18 protein-coding genes and 1 tRNA gene are annotated in these 17,408 nt (G+C 61.7%); 3 read left to right on the forward strand and 16 right to left on the reverse strand.

Annotation, left to right across the window (positions count from 1 at the left end; translation table 11 throughout):
* Window positions 1–9 precede the first annotated feature (9 nt).
* The 11 genes from AB1Z25_RS18055 to gmk form a co-directional block, all read right to left on the reverse strand.
* Window positions 10–711, reverse strand: a complete 702-nt coding sequence (locus tag AB1Z25_RS18055) for an FCD domain-containing protein (protein WP_107800528.1) — start codon at window positions 709–711, stop codon at window positions 10–12.
* A gap of 268 nt (window positions 712–979) precedes the next feature.
* Window positions 980–1,058 (reverse strand) — tRNA-Ile (locus AB1Z25_RS18060).
* Between the two features lie 111 nt (window positions 1,059–1,169).
* Window positions 1,170–3,101 carry an RNA polymerase sigma factor RpoD gene (rpoD, locus tag AB1Z25_RS18065; RefSeq protein ID WP_107800529.1) on the reverse strand — a complete coding sequence of 644 codons (1,932 nt, stop codon included), beginning with the start codon at window positions 3,099–3,101 and terminating at the stop codon, window positions 1,170–1,172.
* A 165-nt stretch (window positions 3,102–3,266) separates the two neighbouring features.
* Window positions 3,267–5,051 (reverse strand): DNA primase, encoded by a 1,785-nt coding sequence (gene dnaG / locus AB1Z25_RS18070; RefSeq protein WP_107800530.1) that lies wholly within the window; start codon window positions 5,049–5,051, stop codon window positions 3,267–3,269.
* A 45-nt stretch (window positions 5,052–5,096) separates the two neighbouring features.
* Window positions 5,097–5,543 carry a GatB/YqeY domain-containing protein gene (locus tag AB1Z25_RS18075; RefSeq protein WP_107800531.1) on the reverse strand — a complete coding sequence of 149 codons (447 nt, stop codon included), beginning with the start codon at window positions 5,541–5,543 and terminating at the stop codon, window positions 5,097–5,099.
* 189 nt (window positions 5,544–5,732) lie between these two features.
* Complete coding sequence (gene rpsU / locus AB1Z25_RS18080; protein WP_039756346.1) at window positions 5,733–5,945, reverse strand: 30S ribosomal protein S21; 213 nt, start codon at window positions 5,943–5,945, stop codon at window positions 5,733–5,735.
* A 129-nt stretch (window positions 5,946–6,074) separates the two neighbouring features.
* Complete coding sequence (locus tag AB1Z25_RS18085) at window positions 6,075–6,869, reverse strand: thiazole synthase (RefSeq protein ID WP_199225925.1); 795 nt, start codon at window positions 6,867–6,869, stop codon at window positions 6,075–6,077.
* Between the two features lie 26 nt (window positions 6,870–6,895).
* Window positions 6,896–7,099 carry a sulfur carrier protein ThiS gene (gene thiS / locus AB1Z25_RS18090; RefSeq protein WP_253313733.1) on the reverse strand — a complete coding sequence of 68 codons (204 nt, stop codon included), beginning with the start codon at window positions 7,097–7,099 and terminating at the stop codon, window positions 6,896–6,898.
* A 1-nt stretch (window position 7,100) separates the two neighbouring features.
* Window positions 7,101–9,257, reverse strand: a complete 2,157-nt coding sequence (locus AB1Z25_RS18095; RefSeq protein WP_107800534.1) for a RelA/SpoT family protein — start codon at window positions 9,255–9,257, stop codon at window positions 7,101–7,103.
* Window positions 9,258–9,277: 20 nt separating this feature from the next.
* Window positions 9,278–9,484 (reverse strand): DNA-directed RNA polymerase subunit omega, encoded by a 207-nt coding sequence (rpoZ, locus tag AB1Z25_RS18100; RefSeq protein ID WP_019103869.1) that lies wholly within the window; start codon window positions 9,482–9,484, stop codon window positions 9,278–9,280.
* Between the two features lie 118 nt (window positions 9,485–9,602).
* Window positions 9,603–10,229, reverse strand: a complete 627-nt coding sequence (gmk, locus tag AB1Z25_RS18105) for a guanylate kinase (RefSeq protein WP_474454547.1) — start codon at window positions 10,227–10,229, stop codon at window positions 9,603–9,605.
* A 163-nt stretch (window positions 10,230–10,392) separates the two neighbouring features.
* On the opposite strand from gmk, the gene AB1Z25_RS18110 reads away from it, so the two are divergent.
* Together AB1Z25_RS18110 and AB1Z25_RS18115 are read left to right on the forward strand one after the other, a co-directional pair.
* Entirely contained in the window at window positions 10,393–11,691 is a 1,299-nt protein-coding gene (locus AB1Z25_RS18110; RefSeq protein ID WP_107800536.1) for an NCS2 family permease, read from the forward strand.
* Between the two features lie 103 nt (window positions 11,692–11,794).
* A complete protein-coding gene (locus AB1Z25_RS18115) occupies window positions 11,795–12,343 on the forward strand; it encodes an adenine phosphoribosyltransferase (protein ID WP_019103866.1) in 549 nt (182 codons plus the stop codon).
* Between the two features lie 59 nt (window positions 12,344–12,402).
* On the opposite strand, the gene AB1Z25_RS18120 is transcribed toward AB1Z25_RS18115, so the two are convergent.
* Genes AB1Z25_RS18120 through AB1Z25_RS18135 form a run of 4 tightly spaced genes read right to left on the reverse strand, consistent with a single transcriptional unit; the run spans window position 12,403 to window position 14,982 of the window.
* Window positions 12,403–13,170 (reverse strand): hypothetical protein, encoded by a 768-nt coding sequence (locus AB1Z25_RS18120; protein ID WP_227104896.1) that lies wholly within the window; start codon window positions 13,168–13,170, stop codon window positions 12,403–12,405.
* Window positions 13,171–13,226: 56 nt separating this feature from the next.
* On the reverse strand, window positions 13,227–13,517 hold the full coding sequence (locus tag AB1Z25_RS18125; protein WP_146176709.1) for a DUF1700 domain-containing protein: 291 nt from the start codon (window positions 13,515–13,517) through the stop codon (window positions 13,227–13,229).
* A 35-nt stretch (window positions 13,518–13,552) separates the two neighbouring features.
* Window positions 13,553–14,641, reverse strand: a complete 1,089-nt coding sequence (locus AB1Z25_RS18130) for a DUF1700 domain-containing protein (protein WP_486635832.1) — start codon at window positions 14,639–14,641, stop codon at window positions 13,553–13,555.
* Complete coding sequence (locus AB1Z25_RS18135; RefSeq protein WP_107800540.1) at window positions 14,638–14,982, reverse strand: PadR family transcriptional regulator; 345 nt, start codon at window positions 14,980–14,982, stop codon at window positions 14,638–14,640. Before AB1Z25_RS18135 ends, AB1Z25_RS18130 begins: the two co-directional genes overlap by 4 nt.
* A gap of 318 nt (window positions 14,983–15,300) precedes the next feature.
* Here AB1Z25_RS18135 and AB1Z25_RS18140 point away from each other — a divergent pair, with 318 nt between their 5' ends.
* Window positions 15,301–16,338 carry a patatin-like phospholipase family protein gene (locus tag AB1Z25_RS18140; RefSeq protein ID WP_107800541.1) on the forward strand — a complete coding sequence of 346 codons (1,038 nt, stop codon included), beginning with the start codon at window positions 15,301–15,303 and terminating at the stop codon, window positions 16,336–16,338.
* A 64-nt stretch (window positions 16,339–16,402) separates the two neighbouring features.
* Here AB1Z25_RS18140 and arcC read toward each other — a convergent pair whose 3' ends face one another.
* Window positions 16,403–17,347 carry a carbamate kinase gene (arcC, locus tag AB1Z25_RS18145; RefSeq protein WP_107800542.1) on the reverse strand — a complete coding sequence of 315 codons (945 nt, stop codon included), beginning with the start codon at window positions 17,345–17,347 and terminating at the stop codon, window positions 16,403–16,405.
* Window positions 17,348–17,408: the final 61 nt, after the last annotated feature.

The following is a 17,408-nucleotide window of genomic DNA, read 5'->3' on the forward strand; positions in this document are numbered from 1 at the left end:
TTGGATAGGCTAGCGGGGCAGAAAAGCCTCTGTGCTCAGGCCTTCCACCACCTGCATCACGTGGGAATAATGCTGATCCAGCAATTGCAGCGTCCGGTCCGCGTCTCTGGCCAGCACCGCCTGCATGATGGCCTGATGCTCGCCCTCGTCGCTATAGCGCTTGGAGGTCGGCAAGGCCGGGTCGAACCAGATGTGCCGATAGCGCTCCAAGCGGTTGTACAAGGACTCCATCACCTCCACAATCACCGGCGAGTGGCTGCCGCTGATGATGGCCAGGTGAAACGCCATGTGGCGGTCCGCCCAGTCCTGCAAATCCACATTCACGTCGTTCAGATCTATCCGGCTCAAGCGGTGGTAGCTGGCCAACACCTCCAGCTCCCACGCCTCGTCGCCCTGCGCCAGAGAACGGCGCACCGCCTCCTCCGCCAGCACTCGGCGCACCAGCAGGATGTCGTAAAGCTCATGGTGGGAAATCGGCGCCACCCAAAAGCCGCGCTGCGGCTCCATCACCACGTATTTGCACCAGCTCAGGCGCAGCAGCGCCTCGCGGATCGGCGAGCCGCCGGCGTCGTAGCGCGCCTTGAGATCATGCAATAGCAGCTTCTGCGACGGGCGGTACACGCCCAGCAGAATGTCCCGCCGCAACTCCTGGAATACCTTGTCGGCCAATGTGGCGTTGCTGCTTGCCGCCTTTTTTTCCTTCTGGGGCATTCGGTCTTTTCCACATGAGAGCGCGCAATGATGCGCGAAACGCTAGATAGTAACTTAAAATAGCGCAGCATATTGATTTTCCCCATCGGCATAGCAGGGAAATAGCTAAAAGCTACGTCTCTCCGGCATGGAGATCGGGCGGGGAAACCCCAAAGAAAAGGCGGATAGGGAGGCCGCGGCGACGCGGCCGCCGCAACAAAAAAGCCGACTTGAGCGTCGGCTTCCGATATCAATGCGCCAAGCGCCGCCGCATGCTGCGCGGGAGTCTTGGTGGGCCCCCGGGGAGTCGAACCCCGCACCAACGGATTATGAGTCCGCTGCTCTAACCAAGCATGAGCTAGAGGCCCAGAGCAGCGCATTATAACAGCCAAAAAGCAAAACCCCAAGCGTCGAATTCTGACGGCTTGGGGTTTTCATCCGGCTCAGGCCATCGGCCTAGACCCGGTCTCGCGATCCGATCACTGACCGCCCGGCTCGTTGTCCAGGAAACTGCGCAGGCGTTCCGAACGGGTCGGATGACGCAGCTTGCGCAAGGCCTTGGCTTCGATCTGGCGGATGCGCTCGCGGGTCACGTCGAACTGCTTGCCCACTTCTTCCAGCGTGTGGTCGGTGTTCATATCGATGCCGAAGCGCATGCGCAGCACCTTGGCTTCGCGCGGCGTCAGCGTGTCCAGCACTTCCTTGGTGGCGTCCTTCAGGCTGGAATACATCGCAGCGTCGGACGGCGCCAGGTTGTTCTGGTCCTCGATGAAATCGCCAAGATGGGAATCGTCGTCGTCGCCGATCGGGGTTTCCATGGAGATGGGCTCCTTGGAAATCTTCATGATCTTGCGAATCTTCTCTTCCGGCATCTCCATCTTTTCCGCCAACTCGGCCGGATCCGGCTCGTGGCCGGTTTCCTGCAGAATCTGACGGCTGATGCGGTTCATCTTGTTGATGGTCTCGATCATGTGCACCGGGATGCGGATGGTGCGCGCCTGGTCCGCGATGGAGCGGGTGATCGCCTGGCGAATCCACCAGGTGGCGTAGGTCGAGAACTTGTAGCCGCGGCGGTATTCGAACTTGTCCACGGCCTTCATCAAACCGATATTGCCTTCCTGGATCAGATCGAGGAATTGCAAACCGCGGTTGGTGTACTTCTTGGCGATGGAGATCACCAGGCGCAAGTTGGCCTCGATCATCTCTTTCTTGGCGCGGCGCGCCTTGGACTCGCCCGCCGACATCTGGCGGTTGATTTCCTTCAGCGCCTTGATCGGCAGCATCGCGCGATCCTGCAGCTCGGAAAGCTTGGTCTGCTTTTCGATGATCGCGTATTTGAAGCGGGTCAAAGCTTCCGCCCAGGCCTTACCGGAATGGATTTCGTCTTCCACCCAGTCAAGATTGGTCTCGTTGCCCGGGAACACCTTGATGAAGTGGGCGCGCTCCATGCGCACGCGGCTGACACAGATATCCTGGATGTCGCGTTCGTAAGTGCGGATTTCGTTGACGCGGCTGCGCAGCGAGTCGCACAGGCTTTCCACCTGGCGGGTGGAGAAGCGCACCAGCATGAACTCGGTGGTGATCGCGTCCTGCAGCTCCAGGTATTCCTTGCTCTGCGCGCCCTTGACGGACAGCACCTTGACCATCTTGTCGAACAACATGCGCACGCCGGTGAAGTGCTCCAGCGCCTGCTGCTTCAGCTCTTCCAGGTTGACGCCGGCGGCGTCGGCGGCGTCGCCGTCCTCGTCCTCGCTCTCGTCTTCCTCTTCGGCCTCGGCTTCAAGCAACTCGTCCTCGTCCGCCGGCTCGGCGAACGCGGCGTCCTCTTCGGACGGCGCGTTCAGATCGATGAAGCCGTCAACCACTTCGTCCACGCGCACTTCGTCGCGGCCGACGCGCTCAACCAGCTCCAGCACTTCGGCGATGGTGCCCGGACAAGCCGAAATCGCCTGGATCATGTACTTCAGGCCGTCTTCGATCCGCTTGGCGATTTCGATCTCGCCTTCGCGGGTCAGCAGCTCCACCGAGCCCATTTCGCGCATATACATGCGCACCGGGTCCGTGGTGCGGCCAAATTCGGAATCCACCGAGGACAGCGCCGCTTCGGCTTCTTCCACGGCGTCTTCGTCGGCCACCGGCGGGGTGGCGTCGGACATCAGCAGCGTGTCCGCATCCGGCGCCTCGTCGTAAACCTGGATGCCCAGACCGGAAATCATCGTGACGATGTTTTCGATCTGCTCTGCGTCGGACACGTCTTCCGGCAGGTGGTCGTTGATTTCCGCGTAGGTCAGATACCCACGCTCCTTGCCCAAGGCGATCAGCTGGCGCAGGCGTTTACGCTGCTCTTCCAGGCTCATCACTTCGGTTTCGTTTTCCTGCACGTCTTTTTGATTTTCGGGAGAGGCCGCCATTTCGCTTCCTGCTTGAAATAAGCCGAAAAAAACAGTTGATAATAACACAAGCAAATAACGCTGTTTGTGTAGCCCTGCGGGGCGCTTTCTACCGCCGCGGCATCGCTTTCGGCAGTCCGGCGCGTACGCCAGACCGCTCTGCGATCTGCCGGGGCGGCGACGTCGTCAAGCGTTTGGCGTCAGCAAATCCCGCAGCAATTCCCCTAGCAATCTGACTTCTTCCGGAGTCAGGCCTTCGTTCCGGTCCTTTTGTTTTAGCCGCTCCACCTGAGTTTGATGCAGCATTTTCAGGAGCTTGGCCGCGCCGTCCTGAAACTGCTGCCTATCTTCCTCGCTGGGATCGGCGAACTCATCCGGATCCTGCATGGCCTGCTGCAGAACACTATCCACCAGCCCTTCATATGGAGTGCCACGCAGGCTTTCCATCAATTGCGCCGTATTCGGCGGCTGGTCGTGCCCTTGCACGCATTCGGCCAACATGGCAAAACAGGCAAGCTCGTCGGACAGCGCCATGCTGTCCGGCAAGCGCACATCGCCAGCCCAACCAGGATTCAACAGCAGCCATTTGATCAGGCGCGTCACCATGGAGGACTGTTGCGGACGATGCGATACCTCCGGCAAACGGTGCTCCCGCTTGCCTTTGCGCTCCGACTTCCTTTGGCCCGTCGTCAACATGTCGAATTCGTCGACATCCACACCGGCAAGTTCCGCCAGTCTTTTCTTGATGATGAAGCCCAGTGCCGGAGCGGCAATCTGCGCCAGAAGGGGGGCGGCCTGACGGATCAGATCGGCCTTGCCTTCCGGCGTGGTCAGGTTCACCTCGCGACACAGCTCGCGGGTGAAGTAAACGGACAGAGGCAGGCTCTGCTCTTCCAATACTTTTTCAAAGGCCTCGGCGCCGAACTCGCGGATATAGCTGTCCGGATCATGCTCCTGCGGCAGGAACAGAAAGTTCAGCGCCTTACCGTCCTGCAATTGCGGCAGGCTGTTTTCCAGCGCGCGCCAAGCCGCTTTTTGACCGGCCTTGTCGCCGTCGAAGCAGAAGTACACCTGGTCCGCGTGACGCATCAGCTTGCGCGCGTGCTCGCCGGTGGTGGCGGTGCCCAGCGTGGCCACCGCGTAAGCGACGCCGAACTGAGCCAGCGCCACCACGTCCATATAGCCTTCGACCACCAGCACGCGGTTTTTATCCCGTATCGCCTGTCGCGCCTCGTAGAGACCGTACAACTCCCGGCCCTTCTCGAACAAGGGCGTTTCCGGCGAATTCAGATACTTGGGCTCGCCCTTGCCCATCACCCGGCCGCCGAAGCCGATGATGGCGCCGCGCTGGTTGCGGATGGGGAACATCACCCGATCGCGAAAGCGGTCGTAACGCTGGCCCTTCTCTTCATTGACGATGACCAGGCCGGTATCCACCAGCTTGTCGTCCTGGTAGTCCGGAAACACCGCTTCCAGGTTCTGCCAGCCGTCCGGCGCGAAGCCAAGACCAAAGCGGCCGGCCACTTCGCCGCTTAAACCCCGGCCTTTCAGATAGGAAATGGCGTTGGGCGCGGACTTCAGCTGCTGTTTGTAGTAGCCTGCCGCCATCTGCATCATTTGTTCCAGCGACAGCTTGCGCTCGCGCGCGGCGCGGCTGGCTTCCGGGTTGGCGTGGGCGCGGCTGTCCGGCACCTGCATGCCGATGCCTTCGGCCAGCAGCTTCACCGCGTCGACGAAGCCCAGCCCCTGGTATTCCATCACGAAGCCGATGGCCGAGCCGTGAGCGCCGCAGCCAAAGCAGTGATAGAACTGCTTGGACGGGCTCACCGTGAACGACGGCGACTTTTCCTTATGAAACGGGCAGCAGGCCAGATAGTTCTGGCCGCCCTTTTTCAAGGGGACGTAACGGTCCACCACGTCGACGATATCGACGCGGGACAATAACTGATCGACAAAATCCTGAGGGATCAAACAAGGTCACCGATGGCGCGGGCCGCACACGCGGCCCGAAGCCGGCTAGCCGGCCAGCTTGGCCTTGATGGAAGCGGAAACCTGCGCCATATCGGCGCGGCCGGCCAATTGCGGCCGCAACAGCCCCATCACCTTGCCCATGTCCTGCATGCCGGCGGCGCCGCTGTCGGCGACGGCCTTGGCCACCAGCGCATCAATCTCTCCGGCGGACAATTGCTGCGGCATATAGGCCATCAGCACGTCCATCTCGAATTTTTCCTTGTCGGCCAGATCCTGACGCTGAGCCGCCTCGTACTGGCTGACCGAATCGCGGCGCTGCTTGAGCATCTTGTCGATGACGGCGACCACGCCGGCGTCGTCCAGCTCCACGCGCTCGTCCACTTCCTTCTGCTTGATGGCCGCCAGCAACAGGCGGATAGCCGCCAGCTTGTCGCTTTCCCGCGCTTTCATTGCAGATTTCATGTCGTCGCTGATTCGCTGCTTGAGGCTCATTGCTTGCTTTCCGGAAGATGACCGCCACTCGTCGCCGGCGGCGAGCGCGCACTTTAGAGAGAGTCAAACCCTGATGACATTGGTTTTGAATCGTTCAAAACCCATGCCGTCAGAGTCTGCAAACGGGGAACTACAAATGGCAAAACCGCAGGCTAAGCCTGCGGTCCTGCTTACTGACCAGACGAACTCTTAGTAGAGTTTCGGCGGCAGCATTTGGCTGCGGATGCGCTTGTAGTGGCGCTTAACGGCAGCTGCGTGCTTGCGCTTGCGCTCGGCAGTCGGTTTTTCGTAGAACTCGCGGGCGCGCAGTTCGGTCAGCAGACCGGTTTTTTCCACCGCGCGCTTGAAGCGACGCATTGCAACTTCAAACGGCTCGTTCTCTTTAACGCGAATGTTCGGCATTGAATCTAGTATCCTTAGTTCCTAGCGTCCAGACGTGGCTGGAGCTATAAAAAACAGCATTTTAACAATCTTACGCGGTTTGGAAAAGTCTGAAGCGTTCCGACCAAGCAATCTGTGGCGCTTTACGCATCACGGCTTGACGGAAGAAATCACCCCCTCACTAGGAGAACTAGGTACTGCACTATAAAAACGTTTCGGCATCCGGCCGGCAAGATATGCCGATCGGCCTGCTTCTACAGCCTGTTTCATGGCGTGGGCCATCAACACCGGTTGTTGCGCGGCGGCAATCGCAGTGTTCATCAACACGCCATCGCAGCCCAGTTCCATCGCGATCGCCGCGTCGGACGCGGTGCCGACGCCGGCGTCAACCAGCACGGGAACCTTGGACTGCTCGATAATCAACTTCAAATTCCACGGATTCAGAATCCCCATCCCGGAGCCGATCAGGCTGGCCAGCGGCATGATGGCGCAGCAGCCCATTTGCTCCAGCTCCCGGGCGATGATGGGATCGTCCGAGGTGTACACCATCACGTCGAAACCCTCGGCCACCAGCACTTCGGCCGCTTTCAGGGTTTCCTTGACGTTGGGGAACAAGGTATTCGGATCGCCCAGCACTTCCAGTTTGACCAGACGATGGTCGTCCAGAAGCTCTCTGGCCAGGCGCAAAGTGCGAATGGCGTCGTCGGCGGAATAACACCCCGCCGTATTGGGGAGAAGGTTATACCGGTTTTTCGGCAAAAAGTCCAGCAAATTGGGTTCGCCGGCATTCTGACCCAGGTTGACGCGACGAATGGCGACGGTGACGATTTCCGTTCCCGACGCGTCCAGCGCCCGGGCCGTTTCCTCAAAATCCCGATACTTGCCGGTTCCCACCAGCAAACGCGAATTGTAAGCCTTGCCTGCGATGATCAGTTGATCCGCCACTCCTGCACCTCTATCAGCTTTGCCGCTCAGCCTCCGCCGACGGCCACCACGATTTCGAGTTCGTCGCCGTCGGCCAGCCCGGTGGCCGGATACTGGCTGCGCGGCACGATCTCGCCATTCTTTTCCAGCGCCACGCGCTTGCCGACAAGGCCCAGCGCCGCCACCAGCTCGGCCACATTGGCGACGCCGCTCAGTTCGCGGCCCTCGCCGTTGATCTTGAGTTTCAGCATCTCATCTCCTTTGCACGCGCTGCACCACCGGCAGCACGCGGATGGCGCTCAGCACGCGCTCCAGATGCTCGACGCCCTCCACCTGCAAGCGGAAGTGGATGTTGAACAGCCCGTCGCCGTCGCGGCTGCTGTCCTGGGTGTCGGCGCTTTCGATATTGGCCGAGGCCTGGGAAATCGCGGTGGCGATGTCGGCCAGCGCGCCGCGCTCGTTGCGGGACAGCACGCCGACGGTGACGCCGAACATGCGGTCGCGCTGCGCTTCCCAATTGACGTCCAGCAGCTTGTCGTGATCCGCCCGCCGCGCGTTCGGGCAGCCCTTGCGGTGGATGACCAGGCCCTGGCCCTTGGTGATGACGCCCAGAATGTCGTCGCCCGGCAGCGGGTTGCAGCACGGCGACAGCTGCACCATGCCGCCCTCGTTGCCGCGTATGGTCACCGGTCCCACTTTCACTTCCTCGCCCAAGCGCTCGCCGGCCAGCTCCAGCAGCCTGCGCGCCACCACAATGGGCATCAGCTTGCCGGCGCCGATGTCGGCCAGCACGTCCTGCTGCGAGGCGAGCTTCTCGCCGAAAGCGGCCAGATACTCCACCCACAGCTCCTCGCTCAAGGCCAACGGCGTCACCGCCAGCGCGCCTATCGCCTGCTTGAGCAGCTTCTCGCCCAGGCCGACCGCTTCTTCCTGCTGCAAACTCTTCAGGTAATTGCGGATGCCGGAACGCGCGCGCCCGCTCTGCACGAAGGTCAGCCAGGACGGATTAGGCTTGGCCTGGGTGGAGGTGATGATTTCCACGGTGTCGCCGTTGCGCAGCACGGTGCGCAGCGGCACCAGCGCGTGATTGACGCGCGCGGCGATGCAGCGGTGACCGATGTCAGTGTGCACCGCGTAGGCGAAGTCCACCGGGGTCGCGCCCTGCGGCATCACCATGATCTTGCCCTTGGGCGTGAACACGTAGACTTCGTCCGGGAACAGGTCGATCTTAATGTGCTCGAGGAATTCGACCGGATCGTCGCTCTCCTCCTGCATGTCCATGATTTTTTGCAGCCACTGGTGGGTGCGCTGCTGCGCGGTGTTGACGCCGTCGCCGCTCTTGTACATCCAGTGCGAGGCCACGCCGGCCTCGGCCACGCTATTCATTTCGCGAGTGCGGATCTGCATCTCCACCGGCGTGCCGTAGGGGCCAAACAAGGTGGTGTGCAGACTCTGATAGCCATTGCCCTTGGGAATGGCGATGTAATCCTTGAATTTGCCGGGAATCGGCTTGTACAGGCTGTGCAGCGCGCCCAGGGCCAGATAACAGCCGGGAATGTCGTTGACGACGACACGGAAGCCGTAGATGTCCAGCACCTCGGAAAACGACAGGTGTTTTTCCTGCATTTTCTTGTAGATGCTGTAGAGGTTTTTCTCCCGCCCCTTGATGGTGGCTTCGATATTGCTCTGCACCAGCTTCTGGCTGACGGATTGCAGGATCTTGGTGACCACTTCGCGGCGATTGCCGCGCGCGGCGCGCACCGCCTTGGACAACACGCCGTAGCGATGCGGGTGCAGATGCTTGAACGCCAGGTCCTGGAGTTCGCGGTAAACCTTGTTCAGGCCGATGCGGTTGGCGATCGGCGCGTAGATTTCCAAGGTTTCCAGCGCGATGCGGCGGCGCTTGTCCTCGCGCATCGAATCCAGCGTGCGCATATTGTGCAGCCGGTCCGCCAGCTTGACGATGATGACGCGGATGTCGCGCGCCATCGCCAGCACCATTTTGCGGAAGCTTTCCGCCTGCGCGGTTTCCTTGGTCTGGTATTCCAGCCGCTCCAGCTTGGAGAGGCCGTCCACCAGATCGGCGATGATCTTGCCGAACTTTTCGATCAGCGTCGGCTTGGTGACGCCGGTGTCTTCCAGCACATCGTGCAGCAAGGCGGCGGCGAGGCCCTGCACGTCCAGCCGCCACTCGGCCAACATGCAGGCCACCGCCAGCGGGTGGGTGATATAGGGTTCGCCGCTCTTGCGGGTCTGCCCTTCGTGCGCCGCGCGGCTGACTTCGAAAGCCTGCCGCAACAGCTGGACGTCCTCCGGCTTGAGATAACGCGCGACAGACTCGAAGAACGCTTGCGCTTCGCTGTCGATCAGGGCGTCGTAGTCGATTTCATCCTCGATGCCGGTTGCCATAACCCACCACCCACTTGCAATCAGGCTTTGCCGCGGCTCAGAACTTCCTTGCCGACGTGGCCGGCGGCGATTTCACGCAGCGCGACGACGGTGGGCTTATGGCGGCCGGCTTCAACGAAGGGGCTGGCGCCGGAAGCCACTTGGCGCGCGCGGTAGGCGGCGGCCAGGGTCAGGTCGAAACGGTTCTGGATGCGGTCCAGGCAATCGTCAACAGTAATACGGGCCATGTGCTTTCTTTCTTCAAAGTTGCCAAGGGCGTTGTCGGTCGCCGTTCTTGCGGCCGCGGCAACGCCCAGAGGGATCACTATATCTAAATTTTAGTCGACTCACCAACAAACGGTCGGATCAGCCGGTCTGTCCCATCCGCGCCAGCATCGTCGCCAGCTTGCGGCATTGGATGGCGCTGCGCAGCCGATTGGCGCGCACGACGCTGATCAGGTCGAGGCGGGCGCGCTCGAAATCGTCGTTGACCACGATGTAGTCGTATTCGGCGATCTTGTCGATCTCGGCGCGGGCGGAAGCCAGCCGGCGGCGGATCACTTCCTCGCTGTCGGTGGCGCGTCCGCGCAGGCGGCGCTCCAGCTCTTCTATCGACGGCGGCGCGATGAAAATGCCTATCGCCTCGGGGAAGGCCTTGCGCACTTGCTCGGCGCCCTGCCAGTCTATCTCCAGCAGAATGTCCTGCCCCACGGCCAGGCGGCTGCGTATCCACGGCGCGCTGGTGCCGTAGTAGTTGCCGTAGACTTCCGCGTACTCGAGAAAATCGCCGCGTTCGATCATGGACTTGAACGTGGCCTGATCGACGAAGTGGTAATGCTTGCCGTCCTCTTCGCCCTTGCGCGGCGCGCGCGTGCTATAAGAAATGGACAGTTCCACAGACGGCTCCGCCTGGAGCAAGGCCGCCACTAGCGAGGTTTTCCCCGCGCCGGAAGGAGCGACCACGATAAAAATATTACCGGTTGGCTGGCTCATGAAAGGTACTTCCTGCCAAATGAGTAATTCTCCAGAATACCATAAGCGCGTACCGGCTGTTAATCGCCAAGTTATTTTCACGTCAAGATTTAGGCAAATCTCTTCAGGCTGAATAAAATGGCTGGTTTTTTTCCTACCTATCTCCTTTGGAGCGCGTTTCGCCATGCAATTCCTTGACAGCTTCTTCAAGCTGAAAGAAAACGGCACCACGGTGAAGACCGAAGTCATCGCCGGCTTTACCACCTTCTTGACCATGGCTTACATCATCCTGGTCAACCCGCTGATCCTGTCGAGCACCGGCATGGACCTGAACGCCGTCTTCGTCGCCACCTGTCTGGCCGCGGCGCTGGGCACCGCCATCATGGGCCTGGTGGCCAATTACCCGATCGCGCTGGCGCCAGGCATGGGCTTGAACGCCTACTTCACCTTCAGCGTGGTCAAGGGCATGGGGCTGTCCTGGGAAACCGCGCTGGGCGCGGTGTTCATCTCCGGCATCGTGTTCCTGGCGGTCAGCCTGTTCCGCGTGCGCGAGGCCATCGTCAACGCCATCCCGCAGTCGCTGAAATTCGCCATTTCCGCCGGCGTCGGCATGTTCCTCGCCATCATCGCGCTGAAGAACGCCGGCGTGATCGCGCCGCACCCAGAAACCTATCTGACCCTGGGCGACATCCACAAGCCCACCACCCTGCTGGCCATTCTGGGCTTCTTCCTGATCGTGGCGCTGGAATACCGCAAGGTGCCGGGCTCCATCATCATCGGCATCCTGGTGGTGACGGTGCTGTCCATCGCCATGGGCCTGTCTCCGTTCAAGGGCGTGGTGGCGCCGGTACCGAGCATGGCGCCCACCTTCATGCAGATGGATATCGCCGGCGCCTTGCAAGCCGGCCTGATCGGCGTGATCTTTGTCTTCTTCTTCGTCGACCTGTTCGACACCACCGGCACCCTGGTGGGCGTGTCTCACCGCGCCGGCCTGCTGGACAAGGACGGCAAGCTGCCGCGCCTGAAGCGCGCACTGCTGGCCGACTCGGTGGCGATCACCGCCGGCGCGGTAATGGGCACTTCGTCCACCACCGCCTATGTCGAGTCCGCCGCCGGCACCGCCGTGGGCGGCCGCACCGGCCTGACCGCCATGGTGGTGGCGCTGCTGTTCCTGGCCTCGCTGTGGCTGTCGCCGCTGGCCGCCACCGTGCCCGCCTACGCCACCGCGCCCGCGCTGTGCTATGTGGCGGTGCTGATGGCGCGCGGCCTGGCCGAGATCGACTGGAGCGATCTGACCGAATCCGCGCCGGCGGTGATGACCGCGCTGGCGATGCCCTTCACCTTCTCCATCGCCGACGGCATCGCCTTCGGCTTCATCAGCTACGCGGTGATCAAGATTCTGGCCGGCCGTTTCTCCGACCTGAAGCCGCCGGTGCTGGTGATCGCCGCGCTGTGGATCTTCAAGCTGGCTTTCTTCCACTGAAACGTCAATAATTGATGCGGACTCCTAGCCTGCCGCGCTGCGCGGCGGGCTTTTTCTTGTGGGGCGCGCGGCGACTCTCTTTATTTCGAAGTACAATAAGGCCATGGAAAACCTTAGCAATCTCGACTACTCCAGCTATCTGAAAGGCTGGATCCGCACTGTGCCCAACTGGCCGCAACAAGGCGTGATGTTCCGCGACATCACCCCGCTGCTGCAGAACCCCAAAACCTTCCGCATGCTGATCGACATCTATGTGCATCGTTACATGATGGAGAAAGTGGACCTGGTGGCGGGCCTGGACGCGCGCGGCTTCATCATCGGTTCGGTGCTGGCTTACGAGTTGAACGTAGGCTTCGTGCCCATCCGCAAACGCGGCAAGCTGCCCTTCACCACGGTGGAGGAGGAGTACGAGCTGGAATACGGCAACGCCGCGGTGGAAATGCACACCGACGCCTGCAAGCCGGGCGACCGCGTCATCCTGATTGACGATCTGGTCGCCACCGGCGGCACCATGATGGCTGGCTACAAGCTGCTGAAGCGCATGGGCGCCGACGTGCTGGAAGCCGCCGCCATCATCGAACTGCCCGAACTGGGCGGCGGCAAGCTGGTGCGCGACGGCGGCCTGGAGTTGTTCACCGTCTGCGCTTACTGAGCCGGATTCGTCGGCCAAGCGAACGGAGCCCTCGAGCTCCGTTTTTGTTTGGCCGCGTCTTAATCCGCCTCCACCGCCACTTTCAGCGCCTGCCCGCGCGCACTCAGCTTCAGCGGCGCGCCGGCGGTGCTGGGCAGCTTGCTGTCCACCGAGGCCGCCGTGCCGCGCACCTCGTATTGCAGCGTTGCGGACTTGGGCAGCGTCAGCGACAACTTGCCGGTGGTGGCGTCCAGCGACAAGGAGCCGCTGGGCTTGGCGTCGGTCAGCTTCACCTTCGCCTTCACCGCCTGGCCGTCAAAAACCATGTCGCGGCTGCTGCCTTCGAAACCCAAGGTCAGCGCCTGCCCCTTGAGCGCCAGCTTGTCGTAAGCGCCCTTGGCCTGCGCCCTGATCGCGTCGGCGGACATGGACAGGCTGGCGGCTTTGCCGTCCAGCGTTAGATCCACCGCCCGGCTGTCCACCCGGATCGCCGAATACGCGCCGCGGATCGACCCCTTGACCGCGGCCAGCCCCAATTCCACCTGTTTGCCCGGCTTCAGATTGCCGGCGATCTCCAACCCGCAACTGCTGCCCAACAGCTTGTCGTTGAGCTTGACCGTGATCGTGACCACGCCGCCTGCGCGCCGCACCAGGGCGCTGCACTGCTTGGCGTCCCAATTGCTTTTGTTCAGGTCCAGCTGATACGGCCGCTTGTCGTCCGCGCTCAGCTTGAGCACGGCCGCGTCGCCGTTGATCACCAGCTTTTCAATCGGCGCTTCCGCCGCGTAAGCCGCTCCGCCGCCCATCAGCCCCGTCAATGCCAGCAAGCGCACTATCCCACGCCTCATCACGCACCCCTTTCCCAAGTAGAAGCCGCCGCCTTGGCCGGCGGCGGCGGTTTTCCTCACTGCATGAACAACCAGTACATCGCGATCACACCGCAAGCGGCCGCCATCCCGCCCACCGCGTGGCGGGCCAAGCGCGCCCACTGAGCGCTCAGCGAGCCTTTGCGCGCAAGAATCGAAACGGTCCGCCGCGAATCCGCCCACGCGGCGATCAGGCGGCTCTCATTGCGCTGATCGGCCACCGCCTCGCGAATGTATTCGCGATAGTCGCTGAGAATCTTGCGCAGCTCGGCTTCGGGCAAGCGCTCCATGGTCAGCTGCAATTGTTGAATGCATGCATCGTGTTTCATGTTTCTCTCCCAAGTCCGGTCAAAAACACCACTCCTCACACCGCGTTGCCGCCCAAGCCCCTGCCCGCCACCAAGTCGATCTGATAACGGACGTAACGCACCAGCCCGCGCCAGGTCAGCCGCGTCAGCCATACGCAGAACACCAGCCCCAATCCGCCAACCAATAACAGCACCAGGCCGCTGACCGCCGCCGACCCCTGCAGCGACAAGCCCGGAATGCCGTCGATCTCGATATGGTCCTTGCCGTCCTTCAGCGACAGCCGGTTATCCTTGATCACCAGCGAGCTCTCGCCGTCGTTCAACACCAGATCGCCGGCTTCTTCGGCTTCGCCGACGGCGGCGGAGGCTTGCGCCGAGATCATCCGCCAACGCAGCGAACGGCCATCCCCATCCTGCGCCAGCACCATGCTGTCGCCGCCGTCCGAAACCAGCGTCAGCGCGCTCAGCTGGCCGCGCTCCAGGCTGACGGAGCGTTCGCCCTCGCGTTTGATCGTTTGCCGCGCCGCCGGATTGCTGGCGTCCACTTTCAACTCGCCGCCGTCGTAGCTGACCCTGACCGGCTCTCCGCTACGCAACTTCAGGCTGGCGGTTTCATCCTCCTCCAGCGTCAGCAACAGCCTCCCCTGCTTCAGGCTCACGCCGTGGACCGGCTCCCCGTCGGCTTGAAGCTTGAACTCGATCTTGCCGTTCTCGGGCGACAGGCTGGGCTCCAGTTCCGGCCAGCCGAACAGGCTGTTGCCGCCCCAGGCCGCCACCAGCGCCACGCCGGCGATCAACAGGCTGCCGGACACCATATAGCCTATGGACAGGCATAGCAGGTAGATCATGAAGGGCAGCGCCAGGAAGAAGTTCAGCACGCCCAGGCCGGCGACCGAAGCCACCACCCTCATCAAATTGCCGAAGGAACGATGGCTTTCCCATTGGCGGTAATGCGCCTGCGCCTTCAGTTCCTTGGCCAGCTTCTGCGGGCTGCCCAGGGCGGCGACCACCTCGTCCTCGTCGCGGCCGGCTTCTTGCGCGTCGCTGAAGTACTCTTGGTAGTCGGCGACGATTTCACGGATTTCCTCGGCCGGCATCCCCGCCAGGGCCTGTTCCAATTGCGCCAAAAACGCTTTGCGGTTCATGCTTGTTGTTCTCCCGGCTGGCCGGCCGCCGGCAGGCGGCTCAGCACGCTGTCCACTTCGCTGACGAATTCCTGCCACTCGCGCCGCATCAATTCCAACTCCCGTTTGCCCGCCTCGGTCAGCGTGTAATATTTACGCGACGGCCCGGACGCCGACTCCACCAGATAGGTGCTGACCCAGGATTCGTTCTGCAGCCTGCGCATCAACGGATAGATCGTCCCTTCGCTGATTTCCATCGTGCGCGACAAAGTGCTGACCAATTCGTAGGCATAGCTGTCGGACTGGGCCAATACCGCCAATACGCACATGTCCAGGGTCCCCTTCTTCAACTGGGTTTTCATCTTGCCTTCCTTGAAACCGCCCGGTCCTTTCCACTCAGCTACCTTGCATTGCAAGATAGCTAGACGGACCAAGGCATCGATCTGCTTGTGATTGCACTATACAAACCACTACCTTGTACCGCAAGGTATCTTTCATTACCCAATGACAAATCACTGTCACTGCGGCTTTCTCGCAACAAATCAGAATGTCATTACTGACACCATATTGCGTTGCAAAATACGCCTTGGCATCCATAATTCAACAGCAACAATGACATTGAACTAAATCATACTCCCAACCGGTTCCAACAACCGGCCACTCTCTCGACGAGGACTCCGATGGCAAAAGCAAACAGGCCCAGCATCGCGCTGGTCTTGGGCGGCGGCGCGCCCAACGCAACCTTGATGGCCGGCGCGCTGGTCGCGCTGATGGAGGCCGGCGTCGAATTCGACATCATCTCCACCTCCGGCGCCGGCGCCATCGTCGGCCTCTTGTACGCGGCGCCGCGCAAGGGCTCGCCGCTGGACAATTTGCGGCGGCTGGCCGATCTCGGCGTATCCGATCCGATTTACCGGCTGCTGCCGATCAACTACAAGGTGTTCAACAAACCCGGCCCGGCCGCCGACCTGTGGCGCAGCTGGCAAAGCCAGAACCCCCTGTTGCAGAGCATTCAACAACAGGCCGATCAAGGGCCTTGGCAGCGTCTGCTGGCCGACTGGACATCGCTGCTGCTGGCCACGCTCTGCCCCAGCGATCTGGGCCCCAACAGCCAAGGCCTGTGCGCGCACGTGCCCTTCATCGAGGAGATCGTGGATTTCGACCGCCTCAAGACCATTGCGCCGCAGTTCTACCTGAACGCCTACAACATCAGCCGCGGCGAGATGCGTTGCTGGGACAAGAGCGAGATCGGTCACGAACACTTCCTGGCCGCGCTGTCCTTTCCCTTCATCTACCCGCCGTATCCGCTGGCCGACGGCGATTACATCGAAGGCGCGGCCATAGACACACTGAACTTCAAGCAATTGTTCCGCGATCATCCTCACATCGACTACACCCTGGTGTTCGATGTGCTGGGCAGCGACCGGCTCCTGCATCCGCCGCGCGGCCTTTACGACGCCTGGGTGCAATCCATCATCACCCCGCTGACCGAAATCGCGCGCGACGACCTGAAGCTGTTCGAAGCCTTGCACAATAAGGATGAGCAAGGCCGGCCGCGCACCGAGGTGCTGAAGATCCAGTTCGACCAGCTGATTGACCCGCAACGCCGCGCCGAGGAGCTGGACTGGTCGCACTCCAATCTGTCCCAGCTCTACCAGATCGGCTATCAAGCCGGGCAGGACCTCCTCCGCCAGCACCGCGGCAAGCTGCTGGGCTAGACGCCGCCAATAAAAAAGGGCTGCCTGACGGCAGCCCTTGACGCTTGGCTAAGCAAAAACGGCATCAATACCAGCTGATGCCGGCCTGCTCGGTGGAGATCACCGTGCCGGCCTCGCCCTTGACGATTTTCTCGATGTCTTCCAGCGCGCCGATCACGGCCTTCTTGCCGGTCAGACGGGCAAACTCGCAAGCCGCCTCCACTTTCGGGCCCATCGAGCCGGCGGCGAAACCCAGTTTGTCCATCTCGTCCGGATGCGCCTGCTTGATCGCCTTGGCTTCCGGCGTGCCCCAACCGATGAATACGCTCTTCACGTCGGTGGCGATCACGAAGTAATCGGCGTCGATTTCACGCGCCAGCAAGGCGGAAGCCAGATCCTTGTCGATCACCGCTTCCACGCCCACCAGCTTGTCGCCCTCGTACATGGTGGGGATGCCGCCGCCGCCGGCGGCGATCACCACCACGCCTTTTTCGATCAGCCACTTGATCGGGCGCATTTCGAAGATGCGCTTCGGTTTCGGGCTGGGCACCACGCGGCGGAAGTATTCGCCGTCGGCCTTCACCGTCCAGCCTTTTTCCGCGGCCAGCTTGTCCGCCTCTTCCTTGCTGTAAACCGGGCCGACGAATTTGGTCGGATTCTTGAAGGCCGGGTCCTTGGCGTCCACTTCGGTCTGGGTCAGGATGGTGGCGATCGGCACTTCGAAGGGCAGCACATTGCCCAGTTCCTGCTCAACCATGTAGCCGATCATGCCTTCGGTCTGCGCGCCCAGCACGTCCAGCGGATAGGGCGTCACTTTTTCGTCCACGTGGCGGGCGTAGGCGTCGTTCTGCAGGCCCAGCAGGCCCACTTGCGGCCCGTTGCCGTGGCACATCACCAGGTTGTGGCCCAGCCGGGTCACGCCGGCCAGTTGTTCGGCGGCCACTTTGACGTTGGCGCGCTGGTTGTCGGCGGTCATGGCCTCGCCGCGACGTTGCAGGGCATTGCCGCCCAGAGCTACGACGACTCGCATATTCTATTCCTCGCTATTGCCGCGCCCGCCGTCTGCGACGGCGAGCCGCGTGCTTGATGTG

The sequence above is a fragment of the Chromobacterium sp. HL1 genome, assembly GCF_057418835.1.